The following is a 23,256-nucleotide window of genomic DNA, read 5'->3' as shown; positions in this document are numbered from 1 at the left end:
GGTGCAGCGGGCGACATAAGTGTCAGTTCGCGCGGAAAGCCCAATCGAGGCGGATGGATGCCGTCGAACGGCAAAGGTTCAGGTCAGACATATCTGCTCCTTTCCAGGCATCCCCGCCCGGCTGATTGGATCGTGTTCGACGGCAGGTCTCCTGGCTCACGGATATCTGTCGCTCATCTGCCTTCCCGCGATGTCTCGCAGTGGCATGGCCTTCAAGGCCCGGGGATGGTCGGCAATCCGCTTACAGTTGCGGGGGCAGCCACGGTTTTGGTCCCTATTGGGTCGTCCGCACCGTGTTCCCTATTAATCCCTTCGGAGTCGTCCTCCGGGAACCGTCGCATTCCCCTTATGATGCGTCCCGATCCGCGTCAAGGCGCTGCCGCCTGTTCGTCCAAAACGACGTTTATATATGCAGTGTGGACGGCTCCGCAGGGTGCGCAAGCCTGCGTCGCATCGGCGTCTTGCCCTTCAAGGGCGTGCCATGCCATTAGAATAGCTTGATTTCTGGAGACGGATACATGGTGGAAAGCACGATGGTCGGGCGACCGTGGAAATGTCTGGTATTGGCTGCGTCCCTTTTCATGGCGAGTGTCGCCAATGCCACGCCAGTTCTCGTCGTCGATCCCGACAGCCATCAGGTGCTGTATCAAGAGGATGCCGGCGTGCCGTGGTATCCCGCGTCGACGACCAAGCTGATGTCGGCTTTCGTGACGTTCGAAGCACTGAGAGCGGGCGAGGTGGCGCTGACGACACCGGTGACGATGACGCGCAACGCAACCAAGCAGGCGTTCCTTGAATCAGGGCTGACCTTCGGTCGCGCAATGACGCTGGAGGACGCCCTTTTCGCGATGATCACCGCATCGGCCAACGACGTGGCGGTCGCGGTCGCCGAAACGGTCGCGCCCAACGAAGCCGCCTTCGTCAAGCGCATGAATGACACCGCAGCGCGTCTGGGGATGACCGGCACGCATTTCGCCAATCCGAACGGCCTGTTTGACAAGAGCAACTATACGACCGCACGCGACCTCGCGATCCTCGGCATGGAAGTCGACCGGCAGTTTCCCGAATTTCGGCGCTTCTTCCTGGCGTCGTCGGTCACCATCGACGGCAAGGAGATCAAGTCCAACAATCTGCTGCTGACCCGCTATCCGGGCACGACGGGCATGAAGACGGGCTTCCTGTGCGCATCCGGCCGCAATATCGTCGGGCTCGCCTCGCGCAACGGCAAGCGTGTGATGGTGGTCATTCTCGGCGCGACGACGGAGCGTGAACGCAACGAACGCTCCGCGCAATACATGACGCAGGCCTTTGAGGGGCAGCTTTCCGGCGGTGCCGGACGCGTGGACGACCTGGCGAACCGAAAGGATGTCGCCCCAGAGGATATGCGCGTGCGTCTCTGCACCGATCAGAGCGCGGCCTATGAGACGAGCCGCGACGCGCTCTACCCGATGGGGCTTCCCGGCCACGAAAGCTATCTGCAGGGCGAAACGAAAGGCGAGGTCCACACTATCAGCACATGGGCGGACGATACGGCCGTGGATGTACCGATACCGGCCCGCCGGCCGTCCTAGTCCGGCATCATGAGGGCTCGGAGGCGCGTTCCAGCGTCTTCAGCATCGTCCGCTCCGCCAGGTTGAGATAGGCGTCGAGCTGCGCCGCGGCCTCTTCGCGCTTGTTCTGTTCAAGCAGCGTCACGATCTCGCCGTTCATGTCCACGAACGGCGCGTGTAGGTGCTCCGGGTCTTTCAGCAGCCCGAAGCAGAGACGCAATTCCGCTGATATGCGCTCGTAGAATTCACTGATGCGCGTGCTGTCGGCGAGATCGATGATAGCGGTGTGGAACGTCATGTTGGCGCTGCCGACGCCGAGCCAGTCGCCGGCATCGCGCCGCTCGCGTCCTGCGGCGACCGCGTCGCGCATGGTGCGGATGGCCGCATGCTGGTGCCAAGCCTGGCGCAGGGCGGCACATTCCAGCAAGCGCCGCACGCGGTAAATGTCGATGACGGAGGCCATTGTCGGGACTGCGACAAATACGCCGCGATTGGCCTCGTGGCGCACAAGCCCATCCTTGGTCAGCAGGCGAAACGCCTCACGCAACGAATTGCGCGACACGTTGAAGCGCTCGCTGAACGCAGCTTCGGACAGGCGCTGTCCGGGCGAAAGTTCGCCCGCGATCAGCAGCGCGCGGATGCGTCGCGCCAGGCGGTCGGCAAGCGGCAGGCCCTGTGCGTCGTCCGTCATAGCGTTTTGTTTCACCATCATGTCCAAACGGTTGTCTGCTTGCAGGAATTCCCGGCACTCTAGCATATAGCCGATTCCTCAGGAATGATTGTTGAACAATATTGATATTTTTGTTCATTCATGTACTCTCGTTTAACATGTGAAGGAGAAGACCATGACGGTGATGGATCTCAATAGCGATCTCGGTGAAGGCTATGGCGCCTGGCGGATGGGCGATGATGCATCGATGCTTGCCGTCGTTTCCTCCGCCAACATCGCCTGCGGATTCCATGCGGGCGACCCGGCCGGGATCTATCGCACCGTAAAGGCCGCAGCCGCGAATGGCGTGGTGGTCGGCGCACATGTTTCCTACCCGGATCGCGTCGGATTCGGTCGGCGCGATCTCGATATCACCACGGAAGATCTGACCGCCGACGTCATCTACCAGATCGGCGCGCTGAAGGGCATCGCGGCGGCGGCGGGAACGACGGTCTGCTACGTGAAACCCCACGGAGCGCTTTACAATCGCATTGCCTACGACGCGGGGCAGGGGCAGGCGGTGATCGATGGCATTCTTGCTGTCGATCGCTCTCTCATCCTAATGGGGCTCGCCAATGCCCCGATCCTTGATCTCGCCCGACGCGCGGGCCTTGCCGTCGTTGCCGAGGCCTTTGCCGACCGGGCATACACGCCGAAGGGCGAACTGGTCTCGCGTCGTGAAGCCGGCTCCGTTCTGCATGATGAGACCGTCATTGCAAACCGAATGGTGCAGCTTGCCCGCGGTGGGACACTCCAGGCCATCGACGGCAGCACGATCCGTGTCGAGGCGCAGTCGATCTGCGTGCACGGCGACAGCCCTGGCGCCGTTGCCATTGCCCGCGCAATCCGGCGTCGTTTCGAGGCGGAAGGTATCGTCATTCGTTCCTTTGCTGAAGCGGCCTGAAGCTCGTCTCTGCCGGCAATGCCCTGAAACATCGCCTCGCGAGGCTCCGATGCGCGTTCTCCCCGTCAGCCTGACCACGGTCCTTGTCGCACTTGCCGATCTCGACGAGACACTCGCGCTCTTCGCCGCGTTGCAGGCTGAGCCTATCGACGGCATCGAGGAGATGGTGCCGGCCGCCCGTACGCTGATGATCCGTTTCCGGCCCGAAGCAATCTCTCCGGCAACGATCGCCATACAGGTCGGACGACGCGATCTGTCGGCACGCATCGAACCCTCCCGGCATCTCGTCGAGATCCCCGTGCGCTATGATGGCGAAGACCTCTCGGATGTCGCGGAGCTGACCGGCCTCAGCGTCGCGGAGGTCATCCGCCGGCACACGGACAGCACATTCACCGTAGCCTTCTGCGGCTTCGCGCCGGGCTTCGGCTATCTGGTCGGCGGCGATCCGGCACTGCATGTGCCGCGCCGCAAGAGCCCGCGCACCCGCGTTCCTGCCGGTTCGGTGGCCATTGCCGGCGCTTTCAGCGGCGTCTATCCGCAGGAGAGCCCCGGCGGCTGGCAGATCATCGGCACGACGCCCGTCAGGATGTGGGATATCGATCGCGAGCCGGGCGCCCTCTTGCAGCCCGGATACCGGGTGCGGTTCCGCGACATCGACGCGGGCAAAACCATCGACGTTCCCAAGTCGATCCCGCGCCCCGCGCCGGTCGTCAACACCGATGGACCTCAGTTCAGCGTGCTGGCTGCGCCGATCCCGGCGGTCTTCCAGGATCTCGGCCGCTTCGGCCAGACGGGACAGGGCGTATCCGCCTCCGGCGCGCTGGACCGTTCGGCCTTCAACGCCGTCAATCGCGTCGTCGGCAATCCGGTGAACACGCCAGCGCTGGAAATCACAGTCGGTGGCTTCAGTTTCGCCTGCAATGCGCGCACCGTGATCGCGCTTGCCGGCGCATCCGTAGTGGCAAACGTACGCGACAATGCTGGGACAAGTCAGGAATATGGGACCTATGCGCCGATCGCCCTGGAGCCCGGCGATGTCGTGACCATCGGTCACCCCAGAAGGGGCATGCGCACCTATCTCGCCGTCAGGGGCGGGTTCGAGGTCGCGCCAGTGCTGGGTAGCGCCGCGACCGATACGCTCGCCATCGTCGGTCCCCCACCCGTCGTCTCGGGCGCCGCGCTCGCGCTGAAGCAAGAGGTGTTGGGGCTTTCGAGCGTTGGGCTCAACGAGGCCGCCGCCTTCGATCTTCCCGGCGCCGCTGACGTGGTGACGCTTGATGTCGTGCTCGGCCCGCGCACCGACTGGTTCACCGAAAAGGGACTGGAAACGCTGACGAACCAACTCTGGCAGGTGACCCCGCAATCCAACCGCATCGGTATCCGCCTGGCCGGCGATGTGCCGTTGGAACGCAAGGACAGTGCCGAGTTACCGAGTGAGGGTACGGCGACCGGGGCGATCCAGGTTCCGCATAGCGGGCAGCCGGTACTTTTCCTGGCAGACCATCCGCTGACCGGCGGTTATCCGGTGATCGGGGCTGTCGCCGAATACCATCTCGATCTGGCGGGTCAGGTTCCCGTCGGTGCGAGGATCCGTTTCCGCCCGCTCGGCCCTTTCGCTGACATTGCCGCGACCCGATAGGAGACATGCCGTGAAGAAAGTCCTGATCGCCAATCGCGGCGAAATTGCCGTCCGGATCGTGCGGGCCTGCCGCGACTACGGGCTGCAGTCGGTTGCCGTCTATGCCGACCCGGATGCGGATGCACTCTTCGTCCATCAGGCCGATGAGGCCTATGGTCTCGATGGCGTGCGGCCGACCGAAACCTATCTCGATATTGAAAAGCTGATCGCCATCGCCAAACGTTCCGGGGCGGATGCCGTGCATCCCGGGTATGGCTTTCTGTCCGAGCGAGCCGAGTTTGCGCGCGCTGTGCTGGACGCTGGCCTCACCTGGATCGGCCCCGATCCTGACGTGATCGGCTCGCTTGGCGACAAGGTCGAGGCGCGCCGGATCGCCGCGGGTGTCGGAGCGCCGCTTGTGGCTGGCAGCGACGGACCCGTTTCATCGTCTGCCGAGGTCATCGCATTTGCCGAGCGGAATGGTTTGCCGGTCGCCATCAAGGCGGCGCATGGCGGAGGCGGGCGCGGCCTCAAGGTCGCCTGGAAGATGGACGAGATCGCCGATCTCTACCAATCGGCCGTGCGCGAGGCGACGGCCGCCTTCGGCCGGGGCGAATGCTTCCTCGAACGGTTCCTCGACCGTCCGCGCCATGTCGAGGCGCAGGTTATCGCCGACCGGCACGGCAACGTGGTGGTACTCGGCACGCGTGACTGTTCGCTCCAACGGCGAAACCAGAAGCTCGTGGAGGAGGCGCCGGCCCCTTTTCTCACCGCGCAGCAACGGGAAACGATCCATGCGGCGGCAAAGGCGATCTGCGCGGCGGCCGGCTATACCGGCGCCGGGACGGTCGAGTTCCTGCTTGGCGCGGACGGAACCATTTCGTTTCTCGAGGTGAACACCCGCCTTCAGGTGGAGCACCCGGTTACGGAGGAAACGACGGGCATCGATCTGGTCGTCGAACAGTTTCGCATCGCTGAGGGCAAGCACTTGTCCGTGCTTGAAACACCCGCGCCGCGTGGCCATTCCATCGAGTTCCGCATCAACGCCGAGGATCCGGGGCGAGGCTTCCTGCCGACACCGGGCACGATCACGGTCTTCGAGCCGCCAACGGGCCCCGGCGTGCGGCTCGACAGTGGTGTGGCCAGCGGCTCTTCCATTCCCGGCGCCTTCGATTCCCTTATGGCCAAACTGGTCGTCACGGGTGCGACCCGTGAGGAAGCCTTGCGCCGTGCGCGCCGTGCTTTGCGTGAGTTTCGCATCGAGGGCGTCGCTACCGTCCTGGAGTTCCACCGCGCAGCCATCGAGACTGCGGATTTCATCGGCGCTGACGGCTTCAAGGTGCATACGCGCTGGATCGAAACGGATTTCGCGGCCATGCCTGAGGCGGAGGTGCGGCCGGCGCTTGCCACCGACCCAACACTGATCCGCACGCATTTGGAAATCGACGGCCGGCGCGTCGCCCTAGCCTTGCCGGCCATACTGCTTGCCGGTCTGGGAGGGGCGGGACAAGGCTCGGCGCCTGCTGGCACCGCAAAACCGGACGAAGATGCCGTTGTCGCACCCGTTTCCGGCACGCTGCAGGCCTTCCGGGTCGAAGACGGTGCGGAGGTTGCGCAAGGCGACCTTGTTGCCGTGATGGAAGCGATGAAGATGGAAACGCAGGTCTTCGCGGTCCGCGCCGGTCGTTTACGCAGGCGGGTGAAAGAAGGCGAGTATGTCAATGCCGGCGATGCGCTGCTGATCTACGAGCCCTGACGGCACGCCGCTTGTAAATCGCACATTGACCGGAGAGGCGCGCGCCTGCCTAAATGCGAGCGCGGAGCGCTGCGAAGTGGGCATTCGGGCGGTCCGCACCGAAGGACGTCGAGTGAAGGATATCGGCAGATGCGCAATGTAACGGTCGCGGCCACCCAGATGGCCTGTATCTGGGACGAGAAGGCCAATATCGAGCGGGCCGAGCGGCTCGTCCGCCAGGCGAAGCACAAAGGCGCCGACCTTGTGCTCATCCAGGAGCTCTTTGCGACACCCTATTTCTGCCAGGACCAGATCCACGATTTCTTCGCGCTGGCGCAGCCCTTCGAGGGCAACACGTTGATCGCGCATTTTGCCAAGCTCGCCGCCGAGCTTGGCGTCGTCCTGCCAATCAGTTATTTTGAGCGCGCCGGACAATCCCATTTCAACAGCGTGGCCATTATCGATGCCGATGGCACCGTGCTCGGCAACTACCGCAAGAGCCACATTCCCGACGGCCCCGGCTATACCGAAAAGTTCTATTTCTCGCCGGGCGATACCGGTTTCAAGGTGTGGGACACGCGCGCCGGCCGCATCGGCGTCGGTATCTGCTGGGATCAGTGGTTTCCCGAAACCGCGCGCTCCATGGCCTTGCAGGGCGCGGAGATCCTGCTTTACCCGACGGCGATCGGCTCGGAGCCGCATGATGCAACGCTGGATTCGAGCGGACACTGGCAGCGCGTGATGCAGGGCCATGCCGGGGCGAACCTGATGCCGCTCCTTGCATCGAACCGCATCGGTACGGAAGACGGACGCCACGGCACGAAGATCACGTTCTACGGCTCATCCTTCATTGCAGATGCTACGGGCGCGAAGGTCGCCGAGGCCGATCGGAAGACGGAAACGGTGCTGACCGTCACATTCGATCTCGACGCCATAGATCATCAGCGCCGATCCTGGGGTGTGTTCCGCGACAGGCGGCCGGAGCTTTACAGGCATCTTGCGACCCTGGACGGCCGCGCCGCCTTGTAACGTTCACGATGAACGGGCGATCGTAAAGAGCCGGACGTCTCGTCCGGCTCCTTTGCATTTGTGGGAGGCCTCAAACGTCCAGATAGGACGAAATGAAGGCGGCGATATCGTCCTGCTGGCCGCTCGTTTCTGCCGTATTCTCGGCCGTGGACTGCACGCCCTCCGGCACAACGCTGTCTTCCCCGGCGGCGCGGAAGGCGGACGGCGAGGCGCCCGGTCCGCGTGGCAGCGCGTCGATCTGCGACTGGCTCATGGCGGCGAGCTGGCCGGGCGTGAAGGCATTTGCCTGCTCCGACGTCAGGCCGGCAAGCGCCGCCGTGCTCAGGGCAGAGATGGCGTTGGATCCCAGCGCGATGATGTTGTCGACGGGGAAGGCTGCGAGGGCTGCCGGGCCGAGAGCTGCCGCCTGCGTGGCGGTCAGCGCGCCGGCCTGCTCCGTGGAGAGGATGGCGACCTGGCTGGTATTCATGGCGCCCATCTGGCCGTAGGTGAGGGCGGCGATCTGCTCCTTGCGCAACGCTGCCACGCTTTCCGTCGAGAGCGCGCCGATGAAGGCCGTCGTCAGGCCCCGGATCGCCGACGAACTCATCGACGCCAGTTCTTCCGTGGAGATGGTTTCCATATGCGCGGGCGTCAGGCCGGCCGTGCCCGGCGAGCTGAGGGCTGCGATCTGTGCTGCCGACAACGCCTCGACCTGTTGCGTCGAGAGCGCGGCGACCTGTGCACTGCTGAGACCGGAAATGGCGCCTGTGCTTAAGGCGGCGATTTCAGTGGTTTCCAGCGTTGCCAGGTAGGATGCCGGAAGGCCCTTGATGGCGGCCGATCCGATGGCGGCGAGCTTGTCCGTCGACAACGTGTCGAGAGCCGCACTCGAAAGGCCGCCGAGCGCTGCGGAACCGAGCGCCGCGATCTGGCTGGCGGAAAGGGCTTCGGCTTGCTCGAAGGTCAGGCCTGCGGCCTGCGGACCGGTGAGTCCGGCAAGGCCTGCGGGGCTGATAGCGGCAAGCTGGCCGGGCGCAAGTGCTGCAATGTCGGCCGCGCCAAGCGCTGCGATCTGTTTGGAACCGAGGGCTGCAATCTGCTGGCTGGAAAGCCCGGTGATTTGGGTCGAGCCGAGTGCGGCGATCTGGCTTGTGGACAGGCCACCGATGCCCGCAGGGCTGATGGCTGAAATCTGTTCGGGCGAAAAACCGGCAATGATCGCCGCCGCCAGGCCCGCAACGGCCGCCGAACCGATGGCGGCGATTTCCGCCGTGGTGAACAAGGCGATGTCGGCGGCATCTAGGACGGCGACCTGCTTGGAGGAGAGCGCACCGATCTGTGTGGCGGTCAGGGCCTCGATCTGTTCCTCTGTCAATGCATTGATCTGCGCGCTCGACAGTCCGGAAATGCCGGCCGTGCTGAGGGCGGCGATCTGCGCGGTGGTAAGCGTTGCCAGCATCGCGGTCGACAGGCCGAGAATGGCCCGCGAGCCGAGGGCGGCGATATCAGCCGTTGAGAAAAGCGAGAGATCGTCCGCGCTGAAGGCCGCAATCTGCTGCGAGGTCAGCGCGCCGACCTGCGTCGGCGTCAGCGCTTCCGCCTGCCCGGTCGAGAGCGCGCCGATCTGCGCGGTGCTGAGCGCGGCGACGGCTGCCGTGCTGAGGGCTGCGATCTGGGCCGGCGAGAGCGCGGCGATGCCGGCCGTGCCGAAGGCCGCGATCTGTGTGGAGCCGAGCGCGGCAAGCTGGAGATTGGTCAAAGCTTCAAATTGGCTGGCATTGAGCGAAGCAACCTGCGCGGCGGTAAGGCCGGCCGCATTGAGGGCGGCGATTTGGCCTGCCGGGAGGGCTGCGATGACGGCGGTTGGCAGACCGGCGACGGCCCACGAGCCGATTGCGGCGATCTCGCCCGTCGTGAAGGTGCCGATGTTTTCAGCGCTGAAGGCCGATATCTGGGCGGAGCCGAGGGCCGCGATCTGCGCGCTGGTGAGCGCCTCCGCCTGCGCACTGGACAGGCCGGCGATCTGTGCCGTGGTGAGGCCGGGAATGGCACCGGCGCTCAGCGCGGAAATCTGCGCGGACGAGAAGCCCGCGAGGTTCTGCGGCGTCAGTGCAGCGATCTGCCGGGAGCCGAGGGCGCCGATCTGCGCCGTGGTCAGGGCCTCGAGCTGCGCGGGGCTGAGGGCTCCGATCTGCGCGCTGGTCATTCCCGAAAGCCCGGCGGGGCCGAGGGCAGCGATCTGGCCTGTGGAGAGCGATGCCAGCATGCCCGTCGACAGGCCGGACATGGCGGTGGAACTGATGGCCGCCATGTCGGCCAGCGAGAAAGTGTCGAGCTGTTCGGCACTCAGCGCCGCGATCTGGCGGGACGTGAAGGCGGCGATCTGCGCCGGCGCCAGCGCCTCGGCCTGGGCCGTGGAGAGCGCGGCGACCTGTTCGGTTGACAAGCCAGCGATGGCCGCGGTGCCCAGGGCTGCGATCTGCGCGGGCGTCAGAGACGCAATATACTCCGGCCCGAGGGAGGCAATCTGACGCGCGTCGAGGATCCGTACCTGGTCCGGGCGCAGCGCATCCAGCTGCGCGCTCGTCAACGCCGCGATCTGGCGCGGCTGCAGCCCGCTGATCGCCGCCGTGCTCAGCGCCGCGATGTGGGCCGTCGAGAGGGAGGCTATGGTGTCGCTCGAAAGCCCGCCAACCGCCGTTGCGCCGATCGCGGCGATCTCGCGCGTCGTGAAGGTGGCAATCTTGTCCGTCGTGAAGGCGGCAAGCTGCGTTGACGACAGGCTGCCGATCTGTGTGGTCGAAAGCGCCTCGGCCTGTGCCAGGCTCAGCGCCGATATCTGCCTTGTCGTCAGGCCGCTGATGCCAGCCGTGCTGAGGCCCGCGATCTGCGCCGTCGAGAGCGCGCCGAGCGCCTCGGTGGAGAGGCCGGCCATCGCGCCTGCGCTGATCGCGCCCATTTCCTGTACGGAGAAGGTGGCGATGTCGTCAGGGCCGAGAGCGGCGATCTGCGCGGAGCTCATTGCGGCGATCTGGGTGCGGGTCAACGCCTGTACCTGCCCACTGCTCAAGGCATCGATCTGGCGTGTGCTGAGCGCGCCGACGGCTGCCGGGCTGAGCGCGGCGATCTGCGCGGTCGAAAGCGAGGCGAGGGTTGCGGTGGTGAGGCCGGCAACAGCGCCTGCCGTGATCATCGAGATGTCCTTTGTGGAGAAGGCGGCGATGCTGTCGGTGCCGAACTGCGCGATCTGCTCGGAACTCAGCGTGCCGACCTGTGCGCTCGTCAGGGCTTCGGCCTGGGCCGGGTTCAGCACGGCGAGCTGCTGGGTCGTGAAACCGGAGATGCTGCCGGCATTGAGACCGGCAATCTGCGCGGTCGTGAGCGCGGCGATCTTCGCTGTACTCAAAGCCGGGATCTGTGTGGAGGTCAGGCCCGCCATCTGCTTGGCGGTAAGCGCGGCCATTTGCCCGGTGCCGAGCGCGTTGATCTGTGCGGAGGTCAGACCGGAAATGCCGCCCGCGCTGATGGCGGCGATCTGCGCCGTGCTCAAAGCGGCCAGATTGTCGCTTCCCAGCGCCGCCACCTGGCTCGAGGACAGTGCACCGATCTGCGCTGCCGTCAGCGCGGCCAGTTGGCCCGAATGCATGGCGGAAACCTGGTCGGTCGCCAGACCGCCAATGGCGGCGGCGCTCAGGCTGGCAATCTGGGCGGGGGTGAGCGCCGAAACATTGTTGCCAAGCGCTCCCAGCTGTGCGGCGGTCAGCGCCTTGACCTGGCCGGATGACAGCAGGCCGATCTGCTGGGATGTCAGCGCCTCCACCTGGACGCTGGTGAGGCTCGCGACGGCACTGGTTGTAAGCGCGGCGAGTTGGGCCGAAGAGAGGCCCGCCAGGAGATCCGTGCCGAGCCCCTTGAGGGCGCTGCCGCTGATCGCCGTGACCTGCGCTGCGGTCAGGGCCTGGAGGTCCTCGATCTGGAGTGCCGCGATCTGCGTGGAGGTAAGCCCCCCGATCTGCGTGGTCGTGAGCGCGGCAATCTGGGCCGTCGACAGGGCTTCGACCTGCTCGGCGGTGAGGCCGGAAAGCGCGGCGCGGCTGAGCGCGGCGGTCTGCGGCGTGGTAAGGCCGGCAAGCGCGCCGGGTGTCAGGCCCGAGATGGCCTTGTTACTGATCGCCGCGATATCGGCGGTCGAGAACGTCGCGAGTTCCGCGAAGCCGAGTGCGGCAAGTTGCGCGGAGCTCAGCACGCGGACCTGAACCGGCGTCAGCGCCTCGACCTGCGCGGTCGTCATGGCCTCGATCTGTTCGGGCTTGAGGCTGGCCATGATGCCCGTGCCGAGGACGGCGACCTGCGCGGGCGTGAGCCCGGCAAAGAAGCCTTCGCTGGCGCCGCTGATCTGTGCGGGAAGCAGGGCGGCGATCTGAGCGGTGGTGAGGGCAGCGAGCTGGCTGGATGTCAGTTCGGCAAAGGCGGTGCTGGTGAGACCGGGCACGGCCTTCGCGTTGATCGCCGCGATATCCTCGGTTGAGAAGGTTGCGATGCCTGCCGAGCCGAGCGCGGTGAGCTGCTTGGCATTCAGGGCGCGCACCTGGGTCGGCGTGAGCGCCTCGACCTGGCTGGTGCTGAGGGCTGCGATCTGTTGTGTCGACAATCCGGCGATGACGCCCGAACTGAGCGCGGCGATCTGGTCCGTCGAAAGGGCAGCGAGCGCCGACGTGGAGAGGCCGGCGATCGCCTTCCCGCTGATGGCGCCGAACTGTGCGGGCGACAGTTCCAGCAGCGCGCTGGACGAAAGGGCGGAGATCTGGCCCGCGTTAAGACCCGCGATCTGTCCGGTGGAGAGCGCCAGCAGCTGTTCGCTTGTGACGCCACGCATCTGTGTCGTGGTCAGGCTGGCGAGGGCTGCCGTGCTGAGCGCGGCGAGGTGACCGTCTGGCAGGCCGGCGATCGCAGCGCTGCTGATCCCGCTGATCGCCTTGTTCGTGATCGCGGCCATGTCCTCGGCAGAGAAGGTCGACAGCGCTTCGGCACTCAGCGCAGCGAGTTGCTGCGCGGTCATGAAACGGATCTGTGCCGGCGAAAGGACCTCGACATCGAGCGAAGCGACCTGGGCGGGTTTGAGCGCAGCAATCTGCGCACCTGTCATGGCTGCAATCTGGGTGCCGTCGAGGGCTTCGAGCGCTTCCGCACTCAGGCTGCCGATGGCGTTGGTCGGAATCGCTGCGATCTTGGCAGGGGAAAACTCGGCGACGGCTTCGGGCGAAAGCGCGCCGACCTGGGTCGGCGTCATCGCCTTCACTTGGGCGGGCGTGAGAGCGGCGGCCTGTTCAGGCGAGAATGCTGCGATTTGCTGGGCGGTGAGACCGGCAATGGCCTTCGGGCTGAGGGCTGCTATCTGCGCCGGCGTCAGACCTTCGATAGCATCGGTGCTGAGACCGCCGATGGTACTGCCGGCGATGGCCGCGATATCCTCCAGCGAGAAGGCGGCGATCGAAAGACTGTCGAACGCGGCGATCTGGCTGGATGCGAAGAGCTTGATCTGGCCCGGCGTGAACGCCGCGACCTGATCGGTATCGAGCTCGGCGATCTCGGCCGCGGTCAGTCCCTTGACGCCCGCCGGGCTTATGGCGGTTATCTGAGCAGGGGTGAACCAGCGCAGACCGTCTGCGCCGAGGGCGGTGATCTGTTTTGCGTCGAGCGCGCTGACTTGGCTCGCACTCAGTGACTCGACCAGCGTTGCGACCTCACCGGCGAGCCCCGCGATTGCGGTCGTGCTGATGCCCTTTATCGCCTGGTTCGACAGAGCGGCAATGCTTTCGCTCGACAGCGCTGCGAGACTATCGGCGGAAAACGCCCCGAGGTGGATTGCAGTCAGCGCGCGGGCCTGTGCGGGTGTGAATTCGCCAATCTGCTCAGGCGTCAGCGCCGCGGCCTGAGCGGCCGTCATGCCTGCAATGGTTTTCGGGTCAAGGGCCGCGATCTGCTCGCCGTCCAGCGCGGCGATCATGCCAGGGCTCAAGCCGCTGATCGACTTGGCCGAGATCGCGGTCATGTCGGCGGCGGAGAAGGTGACGATGCCGGCCGGACCGATGGCGGCAAGCTGCTGTGCAGTGAGCGCCCGAACCTGTGCCGTCGTGAAGGCCTCTATCTGGTCAGTGTCCAGAAGCTTGATCTGTGCGGTTGTCAGGCCGCCGATCGCGCCGTTGTTGAGCGCGGCGATCTGTTCGGCGGAGAACGCCTGGATAGCGTCCGGGCCGAGTGCTGCGATCTGAGCGGGCTTCAGAAGGGCGACCTGCTCGATGGAAAGCGCCTCGATCTGCTCCGCAGTGAGCGCCGCGGCCTGCGCGGATGTGAGCCCGGCCAGCGAAAGCGGTGCAAGCGATGCGATCTGGTCGGTGGAGAGCGCGGCGATTGCGGCGGGGCTGAGCCCCTGAACCGACTTATAGCTGATTGCCGCCATGTCCTCGGTGGAGAAGGTCGCGACTTCCTCGGGACCAAGCGCGGCGAGCTGCGCGGCGCTCAGCATGTTGATCTGGCCGGGCGTCAGGGCCTCGGCCTGGTCGCTCGTCAATGCACCGAGCTGGGCAGTCGACAGCGCGCCGACCTGACCGGTCGTCAGACTTTCGATAGCAAATTTTTCGAGGACGCCGATATGTTCCAGCGACAGGCCGAGAATAGCGCCGCGGGAGATCGCGCTGATACGCGCTCCCAATACGCCGATGTCTTCCGCTTCCAGGGCGGCGACTTGCGCGGACGAGAGGGCGCCCAACTGGCCTGTGGAAAGCGAGGCCACGTCTTCCGTCGTCCACTCCCGGATCACCTCCGGCTTCAGCTGCCGGATCTGGTTGATGGTGAGCGATGAAACGACCGACGTCATGAGCAAAACCCTGAAAATAATAGCGAAAAAAACGCGCGATTCCACAACTAGGCAGGCTTTTCCATACGCGGATGAGCTTGCCTGAGCCTGTCTTTTTGCCTTCAGACCGCCTGTGCGGCCCATTGTCTTTCCTGAGAATCCGGCGCTTTTGCCCGATCACCTAAGGCCGGCCGGTGCCGCCTTCTGCTCGTTCGCGCATGGGCGCTGTGCAGGCGTGGATGACATCAGCAATCTGGCGGAGCTGGCGGGCAAGCGGGGTCGCGTTGCGCCAGATCATGCCGATGGTGCGTGATGGCGAAGGAGCGGGGAAGCGGGCAATGGAAACCTGTGCCGACCGTGTTTCGACCGGAACGGCCATTTCGGGGATCAGGGTGATGCCGATGCCTGCCCCCACCATCTGGACCAGCGTGGAAAGAGAGCTGCCTTCCATGACTTCACGCGGACGTGCGGAACCGATCCGGCAGAAAGAAAGTGCTTGCTCGCGAAAGCAATGGCCTTCCTCCAAGAGCAGCAGCCGCATTTCCCGCAGTGCATCCCGCTCGGGCACAGGTTTTCCCGCGTCCTCCTGCCGCCGGACGAGCACGAAGTCCTCGTCGAACAATTTGAACTCCGTCAGCGAGGGCTCCGAAACTGGCAGCGCCACGATGGCCATGTCCAGCTCGCCCTGCGCCAGTTCCTGTATCAGACGGGCAGTCTGGGTTTCTCGCACATCGATCTGGATGCCCTCGAAAGTACGATTAATCTCATTGATGACGACCGGTAACAGATAGGGCGCCACCGTCGGGATGATGCCGATACGTAGACGCGCGAGAAACGGGGTGCGTGCGGCCCGGGCAAGCTCGCCCAGTTCGTCCACTGCGCGCAGGATATCTCGTACCCGGTGGGCGAAGATTTCTCCGAAGGCCGTCAGTTTCGCATCGCGGGCTGTCCGTTCAAAAAGCTCGTTGCCGAGCTGATCCTCCAGCTCCCGGATCTGCATGGAGAGGGCGGGCTGCGAAATCGCGCATGCATCGGCGGCAAGGCGAAATCGGCCGTGTCGGGTCAACGCCTCGAAATAACGCAACTGTTTCAGGGTCAGGTTTGCCATAAGGATATCTTATCGGGATAATCAGTAAATCCAACTTAAATTTATCATATCCGTCAGCTATGAAGGAGGCAACGAAGGCGCGGCTGTCTATTTGCCGTCAGGCAAGGCGTCCCAGGTCGCTTTGTGCTTTCATTCGACCACTGGGTAATGACGAACAGGAGACCAAAATGGACCAGAAAACCGACACCGCGGGCAAGTGTCCCGTCGCGCATTCCGTCACGAAGGGTCGCTCGAACCGCGACTGGTGGCCGGACCAGCTTGATGTCCAGGTGCTGCATACGCATTCCAACCTGTCCGACCCGATGGGCGAAAACTTCGACTATGCCGAGGAATTCAAGAAGCTCGATCTGGACGCCCTGAAGCAGGACCTGCACGCGCTGATGACGGATTCGCAGGACTGGTGGCCGGCGGACTTCGGCCATTACGGCGGCCTCTTCATCCGCATGGCCTGGCACTCTGCCGGCACCTACCGCATCACCGACGGTCGCGGTGGCGCAGGCATGGGGCAGCAGCGCTTTGCGCCGCTCAACTCGTGGCCCGATAACGTCAACCTCGACAAGGCCCGCCGCCTGCTCTGGCCGATCAAGCAGAAGTACGGCAACAAGATCTCGTGGGCCGACCTGCTCATCCTGACCGGCAACGTCGCGCTTGAATCCATGGGCTTCAAGACCTTTGGTTTCGCCGGCGGTCGTGCCGACGTCTGGGAGCCGGAAGAGCTTTACTGGGGTCCGGAAGGCACATGGCTCGGCGACGAGCGCTACAGCGGCGAGCGTGAACTGGCAGAACCGCTCGGCGCCGTTCAGATGGGCCTCATCTACGTCAACCCGGAAGGTCCGAACGGTAACCCGGACCCGCTCGCATCGGCGCGCGATATCCGTGACACCTTCGCCCGCATGGCCATGAACGACGAAGAGACCGTCGCGCTCATTGCCGGCGGCCACACCTTCGGCAAGACCCACGGTGCAGGCGACGCATCCTTCGTTGGCATCGACCCGGAAGGCGGCGAGCTGGAGGCCCAGGGCCTCGGCTGGAAGAGCACCTTCAATTCCGGTGTCGGCACGGATGCGATCGGCAGCGGTCTCGAAGTCACCTGGACCTCGACGCCGACCAAGTGGAGCAACAATTTCTTCTGGAACCTGTTCGGCTACGACTGGGAACTGGAAAAGAGCCCCGCCGGCGCGCATCAGTGGGTCGCCAAGGGCGCCGGTGCCACGATCCCGGACGCGTTCGATCCGAACAAGAAGCACCTGCCGCGCATGCTCACCTCGGACCTCGCGCTGCGCTTCGATCCGGAATACGAGAAGATCTCCCGCCGCTTCCTGGAGAACCCTGACCAGTTCGCCGATGCCTTTGCGCGCGCCTGGTTCAAGCTCACCCACCGTGACATGGGCCCCAAGGCCCGTTACCTCGGTCCGGAAGTGCCGGCTGAAGACCTGATCTGGCAGGATGTCATCCCCGCTGTCGACCATCCGCTGGTCGACGAGAGGGACATCGCGGATCTCAAGGCGAAGGTTTTGGCCTCTGGTCTTTCGGTTCAGGAACTGGTGTCCACCGCCTGGGCTTCGGCCTCGACCTTCCGCGGTTCCGACAAGCGCGGCGGCGCCAATGGCGCACGCATCCGCCTGGCTCCGCAGAAGGATTGGGAAGTCAACCAGCCGGAGCAGCTCGCTCGCGTGCTCGGCGTTCTCGAAGGTATCCAGTCGGACTTCAATGCAGCCCAGACGGGCGGCAAGAAGATCTCGCTTGCCGACCTCATCGTGCTTGCCGGTGGCGCCGGTGTGGAAAGGGCGGCGAAGGAGGGCGGCCACGACGTGACCGTTCCGTTCACGCCCGGCCGCATGGATGCGTCTGCCGAACAGACCGATGCTGCCTCCTTCGCTGCGCTGGAACCACGTGCCGATGGCTTCCGCAACTATGTGAACGCGAACCGCAAACAGTTCCTCAAGGCGGAAGAGGCCCTCATCGACCGCGCGCAGCTCCTGAAGCTGACCGCACCGGAACTGACGGTGCTGCTCGGTGGCCTTCGTGTACTGAAGACAGGCACGCCCGAGCACGGCGTCTTCACGCACCGCCCGGAAACCCTGACGAACGACTTCTTCGTCAACCTGCTCGACATGGGCACGGTCTGGGCTCCGCTTGCGGGCCGGAACGGCGTCTATGAAGGCCGCGACCGCAAGACGAACGAGGTGAAGTGGACCGGCACGCGCGTCGATCTGATCTTCGGTTCGCACGCCCAGCTGCGTGCGCTCGCTGAAGTCTATGGCTCGTCCGACGCCCGTGAGAAGTTCGTACGCGACTTCGTCGCCGTCTGGAACAAGGTCATGAACGCCGACCGGTTCGATCTCGCCTGATCGAGCGATCGTCGCATCGAAAACGCCGCGGGTAACCTCCGCGGCGTTTTTGTTTGGAAGGCGGACGGGCCGATGCCGGCCATGTCCGGCCGCGCACGAAGCTCTCCATTGTGCTCGATAGACGTTCTCTATCAAGCCATACGAACCGTCCCCTTGATCATTCCTGACAGATCACAAATATCGGGGTCATGGACACACCCTTTATCGGTAAGAAATCCTCCGCGGCGGGTGGCTGGGGAGCGCTGAAGAGTTGCGGCAAGCGTCTACTGGAGAGCGGTGCACCGCTCTCCGGCGCACGCACCTTGCTGAAGGCAAATCAGCCGGATGGCTTCGACTGCCCAGGCTGTGCCTGGGGCGACCCAGCCCACGGCTCCTCGTTCGAGTTCTGCGAGAATGGCGTGAAGGCCGTTGCTTGGGAATCGACAGAAATGCGGGCGACGCCGGCCTTCTTCGCCGCCAACACCGTTGCCGAACTTCGCAAGCTGAGTGACTACGAGCTGGAGCGAAACGGGCGTCTGACGCATCCCATGCGCTACGATGCAGCGAGTGACAGATACCTGCCGGTGGCCTGGGACGAGGCTTTCGCGGAGATCGGCGGCATTCTCAAGGGGCTCGACAGCCCGGATCGCGCCGAGTTCTACACATCCGGCCGCGCCAGCAACGAGGCGGCCTATCTCTATCAGCTTTTCGTGCGCATCTACGGTACCAACAACTTCCCTGATTGCTCGAACATGTGCCATGAGGCGAGTGGCGTCGCCCTCAAGCAGGCAATCGGCGTTGGTAAGGGGACCGTCCTGCTGGAGGACTTTGAGGCCGCGGACGCGATTTTCGTGATCGGCCAGAACCCCGGCACCAACCATCCCCGCATGCTTGGCGACCTGCGTCGTGCTGCCATGCGTGGCGCGCACATCGTCGTCTTCAATCCCATCCGCGAGCGCGGGCTCGAGCGCTTCTCCGATCCGCAGGACAAAATCGAGATGTTGCGGGGCGGCGCGACGGATATCGCCAGCCACTATTTCCAGCCGCAGCTCGGCGGCGACATGGCCGCGGTTCGCGGCATGGCGAAGGTCGTGCTGGCGGCCGAGGATGCGGCGGTTGCCACCGGTCGTCCGTCTGTTCTCGACCACGCTTTCCTTGCCGAACACTGCGCCGAGTTTGCCGCCTACCGTGCCGCCGTCGATGCCACGGAATGGGCCGAGATCGAGGATCAGTCTGGCCTGACGCGCGCCGAGATCGAACGGGCGGCCGAGGTCTACATGAAGGCCGACCGGGTGATCTGCACCTGGGCGATGGGTATCACGCAGCACATGCATTCCGTCGCGACGATCCGCGAGATTTCCAACTTCATGTTCCTGCGCGGCAATATCGGCAGGCCTGGTGCCGGCCTCTGCCCGGTGCGCGGCCATTCCAATGTGCAGGGCGACCGTACCGTCGGCATCAACGAGAAGCCGCCGAAGGCTTTCCTTGATGCGCTGGAGGCGCATTTCGGTTTTACGGTGCCGCGAAAGGAAGGGCACAATGTGCTGTCGGCCATCGGAGCCATGCTGGATGGATCGGCGCAGGCGTTTATCGGCCTCGGCGGCAATTTCGCGCGTGCGACACCCGACAGCGCCCTTGTCGAGAAGGCGTTGAGTGGCCTCAAGCTCACGGTGAACATTGCCACCAAACCCAACCACTCGCACCTGATGCCGGGTGAGGTATCCTACATCCTGCCCTGCCTTGGCCGCACGGAAATGGACCTGAATGCCGCCGGCCAGTCGCAACTGATCAGCGTCGAGGACTCCATGAGCATGGTGCATGGCTCGGCGGGCATCAACCGTCCGGCCTCGCCGCACCTGCTATCGGAAGTCGCGATCATCGCCGGCATCGCGGCTGCGACCGTCGGCAATGGCGTCATCGATTGGCGGGCTCTCGCAGACGATTACGACCGAATCCGCGACCACATCGAGGCGACCATTCCGGGGTTCGAGGACTACAACACGCGTCTGCGCAAACCGCGCGGTTTTCACCTGCGCAACACGGCGGCTCACCGGGAGTGGAGCACGCCTGCCGGCAAGGCGACGTTTTTCGCCGGCCCGCTGCCGTCGGAGACGGTGCACCAGCGCGCCAAGCGCGGCGGCGGCCGCTATGCCCTGCAGACCTTCCGCTCGCACGACCAGTACAACACCACGGTCTATGGCCTCGATGATCGCTATCGCGGCGTCTATGGTGAGCGTCAGGTGATCTTCATTCACCCGGAGGACCTGAAGGCCATGGGCGCGGCAGCCGGCGAACGCGTGGATGTGGTCGGTGACCATCACGACGGTATTGAGCGTGTCGCCACCGATTTCCGCTTCGTGCCCTATGATATTCCGCGCGGCAGCATTGCCGGATACTACCCGGAACTGAACGTGCTCGTGCCACTTGCCAGCGCCGGCGAGGAGAGCGATACGCCGACCTCCAAGTCGATCATGGTCACGTTCCGCAAGCGCGCCGCGTGAGCGCCGCAGCACCCGCCGCGGACGCTTTCCTTACGGCAGTCGGGCAGTTGCAGGAGAGAGATAGTGGCCTGACGGCGCTCGAGGCCGGTCTTCTCGTCGCCGCGCACGCCAATATTGCAAGGGACAGCCGCACGTTCGCGCGGCTGCTCGACATTGAGCATGCGTTGGTGCTGCGCGCGGTAAACGGTCTCGCACAACGCGGCGGATTGCTACATATCGAAAAGAAGGACGGTCGCACGATGCGTACGCATTTTTCGCTCAGCGAAGCAGCTAAGTGTCTTCTCGCGGCGGCCGGGCCCTGAAAAAAAAGAGCCCCGCACGAAGCGGGGCAGCAAGCGCCACGGTTTGGCTCCCGGTGACGCGGGGAAGCTCGCGAGAACGCGAGTAACTCCCACTACGGTTTTGATCATCGGCAAGGAAGGTCTGATCTGGCGAATCGGGTACGGTTGCGCAAATAAACCTGCTCGAAAAACGGTATTGCGGAGCGAGCGACGCCACAATCAGCCCGCGCCGGGAAAATTTCACCCCTTTCAGCACGTTTTGAAAGCGAACTGCTGTTACGGTCTAATGCCAATCCCCAACAATGCCCCGTTTTCCGCCATCACCATAGCCTATGACGTGATCTTATTGTTTCATGAGGTCTCCGTCGCTTCGCCCTTGACACTGGAAGCTTTGCGCTGACAGATTTCGTTGTCAGACATCTTACATAATAATGGGGATCAAGGCTGACCCATCATAGGAGGACCATATGAAAACGCTCTTCATGCGATTTGCCGTTGGCGCTGCTTTCATGGCGGCTGCGGTATCGGCACAAGCCGGTGAAACGCTCGACCGCGTTATGGAAAAGAAGGCGATGGTTGTCGCCACCAACAGCGGCTGGCCGCCCCAGAGCTACCTTGACGACAATAACGAGATGGTCGGCTTCGACATCGACGTGTCGCGCGAAATTGCCAAGCGCCTCGGTGTCGAGGTGAGTTTCGATACGCCAGACTGGCAGACATTGACGGGTGGCCGCTGGCAGGGCCGCTATGACCTTGGCGTCGGCTCGGTCACGCCCACCAAGGCACGCGCGCAGGTCATCGACTTTGTCGGAATCTATTACTACAGCCCCTATGTCTATGTCGTGCACAAGGACAGCGACGCCAAGTCCGTGACTGATCTCAACGGAAAGGTCATCGGCGTCGAGACTGCGACGACCTCTGAAGACTTCATCAATCGCCGCCTGGAAATCGATGCGCCGGGCCTTCCGCCGGTGGAATACAAGCTCGAACCGGGCGAGATCCGCACCTTCGCCGATTCCATGCTGCCCTTCGATGATCTGCGTCTGGGCGCCGGCGTTCGCCTCGATGCCGTCATCGCGCCGGAACAGACCGCGATGAACGCCATCAAGAACGGTTATCCGGTCAAAATACTCGAAGGGGAATATGCTTTCCGCGAACCGCTCGTCGTCATTGCGGAGAAGGTCGATCCGGAATGGACCGCAAAGGTTGGCGGGATCATCGAGGAGATGAAGAAGGACGGGACGCTGGGCCAGCTGACCACCAAGTGGTACGGCAAGGACTACAGCGCCGACTGAGGCAAGGCCGGCGCGGGCGTCCTTCGCCCGCGCCCTTTAATTCCAGGGGAAGCATGCCGATGTCCTATCCGGACACCTATTACAAGAGAACAATGGCGGACGGTGCGACGCGGCCGGTCCTGTCGGGCATTGTGGAGTGCGACGCGGTCATCATCGGTGGGGGCCTGGCCGGCCTGTCGACCGCCCTGCAGCTTGCCCGCGCCGGCAAGCGCGTTACGGTGCTGGAGGCAGAAAGCGTCGGCTTCGGCGCGTCGGGTCGCAATGGCGGCTTCGTCAGTGCCGGCTATGCGACAGACGGTGACGATATCGCCCGGATCGCGGGCAAGGATACGGCGCACAAGCTCCACCTGCTGTCCATCGAAGGCGTGGATTTCGTTCGCGATAACATCCGGGTGCTCGGTATCGATGATGCCAAACCCGTGCCGGGTCTCATGAGCGTACTGCGCTACGATGATCCCGCCAGTCTCAAGGCCTATGCCGAGCGCAGCCGCCGCCACTACGGCTATGAACTCGAATATATGGACCGCGACGCCGTGCGGGCGGTCCTGAAGTCGGATCGCTATTTTCAGGCGCTACGCAATCCGAACGCCTTTCACATCCATCCGCTGAACTACCTGCGCGGGCTCGCACGCGAAATCGAGCGCCTCGGCGGACTGATCTTCGAACAGTCCCCGGCAACGGCGACGGAACTTTCCAAGCCCCAAAAGCGGGTCAAAACTGCAGGCGGCGAGGTGCTCGCGCCGCACGTTGTCTTCACGACGGGCGGCTATACGGGCGGGCTCAACGCCAGGCTGAAACGCTCCTTCCTGCCGATCGCGACTTACGTCATGGTCAGCGAAGAGGCGCCGGAGCTGATCGCCTCGGCCATCGCCACGCGCGACGCTATCGGTGACAACCGCAGGGCAGGGGATTACTACCGCGTCATCGATGATGGACGACGGCTGCTCTGGGGCGGTCGTATCACCACCCACGCGGCCTCGACGGCGGGTCTTGTCAAGGAACTGCGCGCCGAGATGGTCGGCACCTATCCGCAGCTTGCCGGCCTTAAAACGGAACTCGCCTGGTCGGGCCTCATGTCTTACGCCCGCCATCTGATGCCCCAGATCGGGCGCATGAGCCCGGGCGTCTGGTATTGCACAGCGTTCGGCGGGCACGGCCTCAACACCACGGCGATCGGCGGCAAGGTCATTGCCGAAGGGATTCTCGGTGAAAGTGATCGCTACCGGCTCTACGAGCCTTTCGGGCTCGTCTGGGCCGGCGGTCTGGCCGGGCTTGCGGTGGCGCAACTTACTTACTGGAAGCTTCAGGCGCAGGACTGGTGGCGCGAGCGCGCAGCCTGAATGTCTGAAACGGGAAAG

At 64.2% G+C, this 23,256-nt stretch carries 13 protein-coding genes and 1 riboswitch; of the genes, 10 read left to right on the top strand and 3 right to left on the bottom strand.

Annotation, left to right across the window (positions count from 1 at the left end):
• Window positions 1–123: 123 nt before the first annotated feature.
• A riboswitch (cobalamin riboswitch) is annotated at window positions 124–352 on the bottom strand.
• Between the two features lie 211 nt (window positions 353–563).
• Window positions 564–1,571 (top strand): D-alanyl-D-alanine carboxypeptidase family protein, encoded by a 1,008-nt coding sequence (locus MNR02_RS18045; protein ID WP_241949374.1) that lies wholly within the window; start codon window positions 564–566, stop codon window positions 1,569–1,571.
• Window positions 1,572–1,578: 7 nt separating this feature from the next.
• Here MNR02_RS18045 and MNR02_RS18040 read toward each other — a convergent pair whose 3' ends face one another.
• Window positions 1,579–2,241 (bottom strand): GntR family transcriptional regulator, encoded by a 663-nt coding sequence (locus MNR02_RS18040; RefSeq protein ID WP_241949593.1) that lies wholly within the window; start codon window positions 2,239–2,241, stop codon window positions 1,579–1,581.
• 154 nt (window positions 2,242–2,395) lie between these two features.
• Here MNR02_RS18040 and MNR02_RS18035 point away from each other — a divergent pair, with 154 nt between their 5' ends.
• The 4 genes from MNR02_RS18035 to aguB all read left to right on the top strand — a co-directional run bounded on the left by MNR02_RS18035 (window position 2,396) and on the right by aguB (window position 7,545).
• Window positions 2,396–3,163 carry a LamB/YcsF family protein gene (locus tag MNR02_RS18035; protein ID WP_241949373.1) on the top strand — a complete coding sequence of 256 codons (768 nt, stop codon included), beginning with the start codon at window positions 2,396–2,398 and terminating at the stop codon, window positions 3,161–3,163.
• 49 nt (window positions 3,164–3,212) lie between these two features.
• Window positions 3,213–4,802, top strand: coding sequence for a 5-oxoprolinase/urea amidolyase family protein (locus MNR02_RS18030; RefSeq protein WP_241949372.1), 1,590 nt, complete (start codon window positions 3,213–3,215; stop codon window positions 4,800–4,802).
• Window positions 4,803–4,812: 10 nt separating this feature from the next.
• Window positions 4,813–6,537: a biotin carboxylase N-terminal domain-containing protein gene (locus MNR02_RS18025; RefSeq protein WP_241949371.1), complete on the top strand. Its 1,725-nt coding sequence runs from the start codon at window positions 4,813–4,815 to the stop codon at window positions 6,535–6,537.
• 129 nt (window positions 6,538–6,666) lie between these two features.
• On the top strand, window positions 6,667–7,545 hold the full coding sequence (gene aguB / locus MNR02_RS18020) for an N-carbamoylputrescine amidase (protein WP_241949370.1): 879 nt from the start codon (window positions 6,667–6,669) through the stop codon (window positions 7,543–7,545).
• A gap of 70 nt (window positions 7,546–7,615) precedes the next feature.
• On the opposite strand, the gene MNR02_RS18015 is transcribed toward aguB, so the two are convergent.
• Complete coding sequence (locus tag MNR02_RS18015) at window positions 7,616–14,404, bottom strand: S-layer family protein (protein WP_241949369.1); 6,789 nt, start codon at window positions 14,402–14,404, stop codon at window positions 7,616–7,618.
• A 160-nt stretch (window positions 14,405–14,564) separates the two neighbouring features.
• Window positions 14,565–15,491, bottom strand: a complete 927-nt coding sequence (locus tag MNR02_RS18010; RefSeq protein ID WP_241949368.1) for a hydrogen peroxide-inducible genes activator — start codon at window positions 15,489–15,491, stop codon at window positions 14,565–14,567.
• A 167-nt stretch (window positions 15,492–15,658) separates the two neighbouring features.
• Between MNR02_RS18010 and katG the strand changes: the two genes are divergently transcribed.
• The 5 genes from katG (at window position 15,659) to MNR02_RS17985 (ending at window position 23,238) form a co-directional block, all read left to right on the top strand.
• Entirely contained in the window at window positions 15,659–17,842 is a 2,184-nt protein-coding gene (gene katG / locus MNR02_RS18005) for a catalase/peroxidase HPI (protein ID WP_241949367.1), read from the top strand.
• A gap of 188 nt (window positions 17,843–18,030) precedes the next feature.
• Window positions 18,031–20,322 (top strand): FdhF/YdeP family oxidoreductase, encoded by a 2,292-nt coding sequence (locus tag MNR02_RS18000; RefSeq protein WP_241949366.1) that lies wholly within the window; start codon window positions 18,031–18,033, stop codon window positions 20,320–20,322.
• The gene (locus MNR02_RS17995; RefSeq protein ID WP_241949365.1) at window positions 20,319–20,624 is read left to right on the top strand and encodes a hypothetical protein; all 306 of its coding nucleotides are present in this window, start codon (window positions 20,319–20,321) and stop codon (window positions 20,622–20,624) included. Before MNR02_RS18000 ends, MNR02_RS17995 begins: the two co-directional genes overlap by 4 nt.
• Window positions 20,625–21,070: 446 nt before the next feature.
• Window positions 21,071–21,898 carry a transporter substrate-binding domain-containing protein gene (locus MNR02_RS17990; protein ID WP_241601318.1) on the top strand — a complete coding sequence of 276 codons (828 nt, stop codon included), beginning with the start codon at window positions 21,071–21,073 and terminating at the stop codon, window positions 21,896–21,898.
• 59 nt (window positions 21,899–21,957) lie between these two features.
• Window positions 21,958–23,238: an FAD-binding oxidoreductase gene (locus MNR02_RS17985; protein ID WP_241949364.1), complete on the top strand. Its 1,281-nt coding sequence runs from the start codon at window positions 21,958–21,960 to the stop codon at window positions 23,236–23,238.
• Window positions 23,239–23,256: the final 18 nt, after the last annotated feature.

It is taken from the genome of Shinella sp. H4-D48, from assembly GCF_022637395.1.
Classification (GTDB): domain Bacteria; phylum Pseudomonadota; class Alphaproteobacteria; order Rhizobiales; family Rhizobiaceae; genus Shinella; species Shinella sedimenti.
The sequence above is the reverse complement of the archived record's forward strand: the minus strand, read 5'-3'. Positions and strand labels throughout refer to the sequence as shown.

What these genes read in the sequence shown, in the direction of transcription:
- MNR02_RS18040 (WP_241949593.1), bottom strand. Translation starts at nt 2,241, where the DNA reads ATGACGGACGACGCACAGGGCCTGCCGCTTGCCGACCGCCTGGCGCGA.
- MNR02_RS18035 (WP_241949373.1), top strand. Translation starts at nt 2,396, where the DNA reads ATGACGGTGATGGATCTCAATAGCGATCTCGGTGAAGGCTATGGCGCC.
- MNR02_RS18030 (WP_241949372.1), top strand. Translation starts at nt 3,213, where the DNA reads ATGCGCGTTCTCCCCGTCAGCCTGACCACGGTCCTTGTCGCACTTGCC.
- aguB (WP_241949370.1), top strand. Translation starts at nt 6,667, where the DNA reads ATGCGCAATGTAACGGTCGCGGCCACCCAGATGGCCTGTATCTGGGAC.
- MNR02_RS18015 (WP_241949369.1), bottom strand. Translation starts at nt 14,404, where the DNA reads ATGACGTCGGTCGTTTCATCGCTCACCATCAACCAGATCCGGCAGCTG.
- MNR02_RS18010 (WP_241949368.1), bottom strand. Translation starts at nt 15,491, where the DNA reads ATGGCAAACCTGACCCTGAAACAGTTGCGTTATTTCGAGGCGTTGACC.
- katG (WP_241949367.1), top strand. Translation starts at nt 15,659, where the DNA reads ATGGACCAGAAAACCGACACCGCGGGCAAGTGTCCCGTCGCGCATTCC.
- MNR02_RS18000 (WP_241949366.1), top strand. Translation starts at nt 18,031, where the DNA reads ATGGACACACCCTTTATCGGTAAGAAATCCTCCGCGGCGGGTGGCTGG.
- MNR02_RS17990 (WP_241601318.1), top strand. Translation starts at nt 21,071, where the DNA reads ATGAAAACGCTCTTCATGCGATTTGCCGTTGGCGCTGCTTTCATGGCG.
- MNR02_RS17985 (WP_241949364.1), top strand. Translation starts at nt 21,958, where the DNA reads ATGTCCTATCCGGACACCTATTACAAGAGAACAATGGCGGACGGTGCG.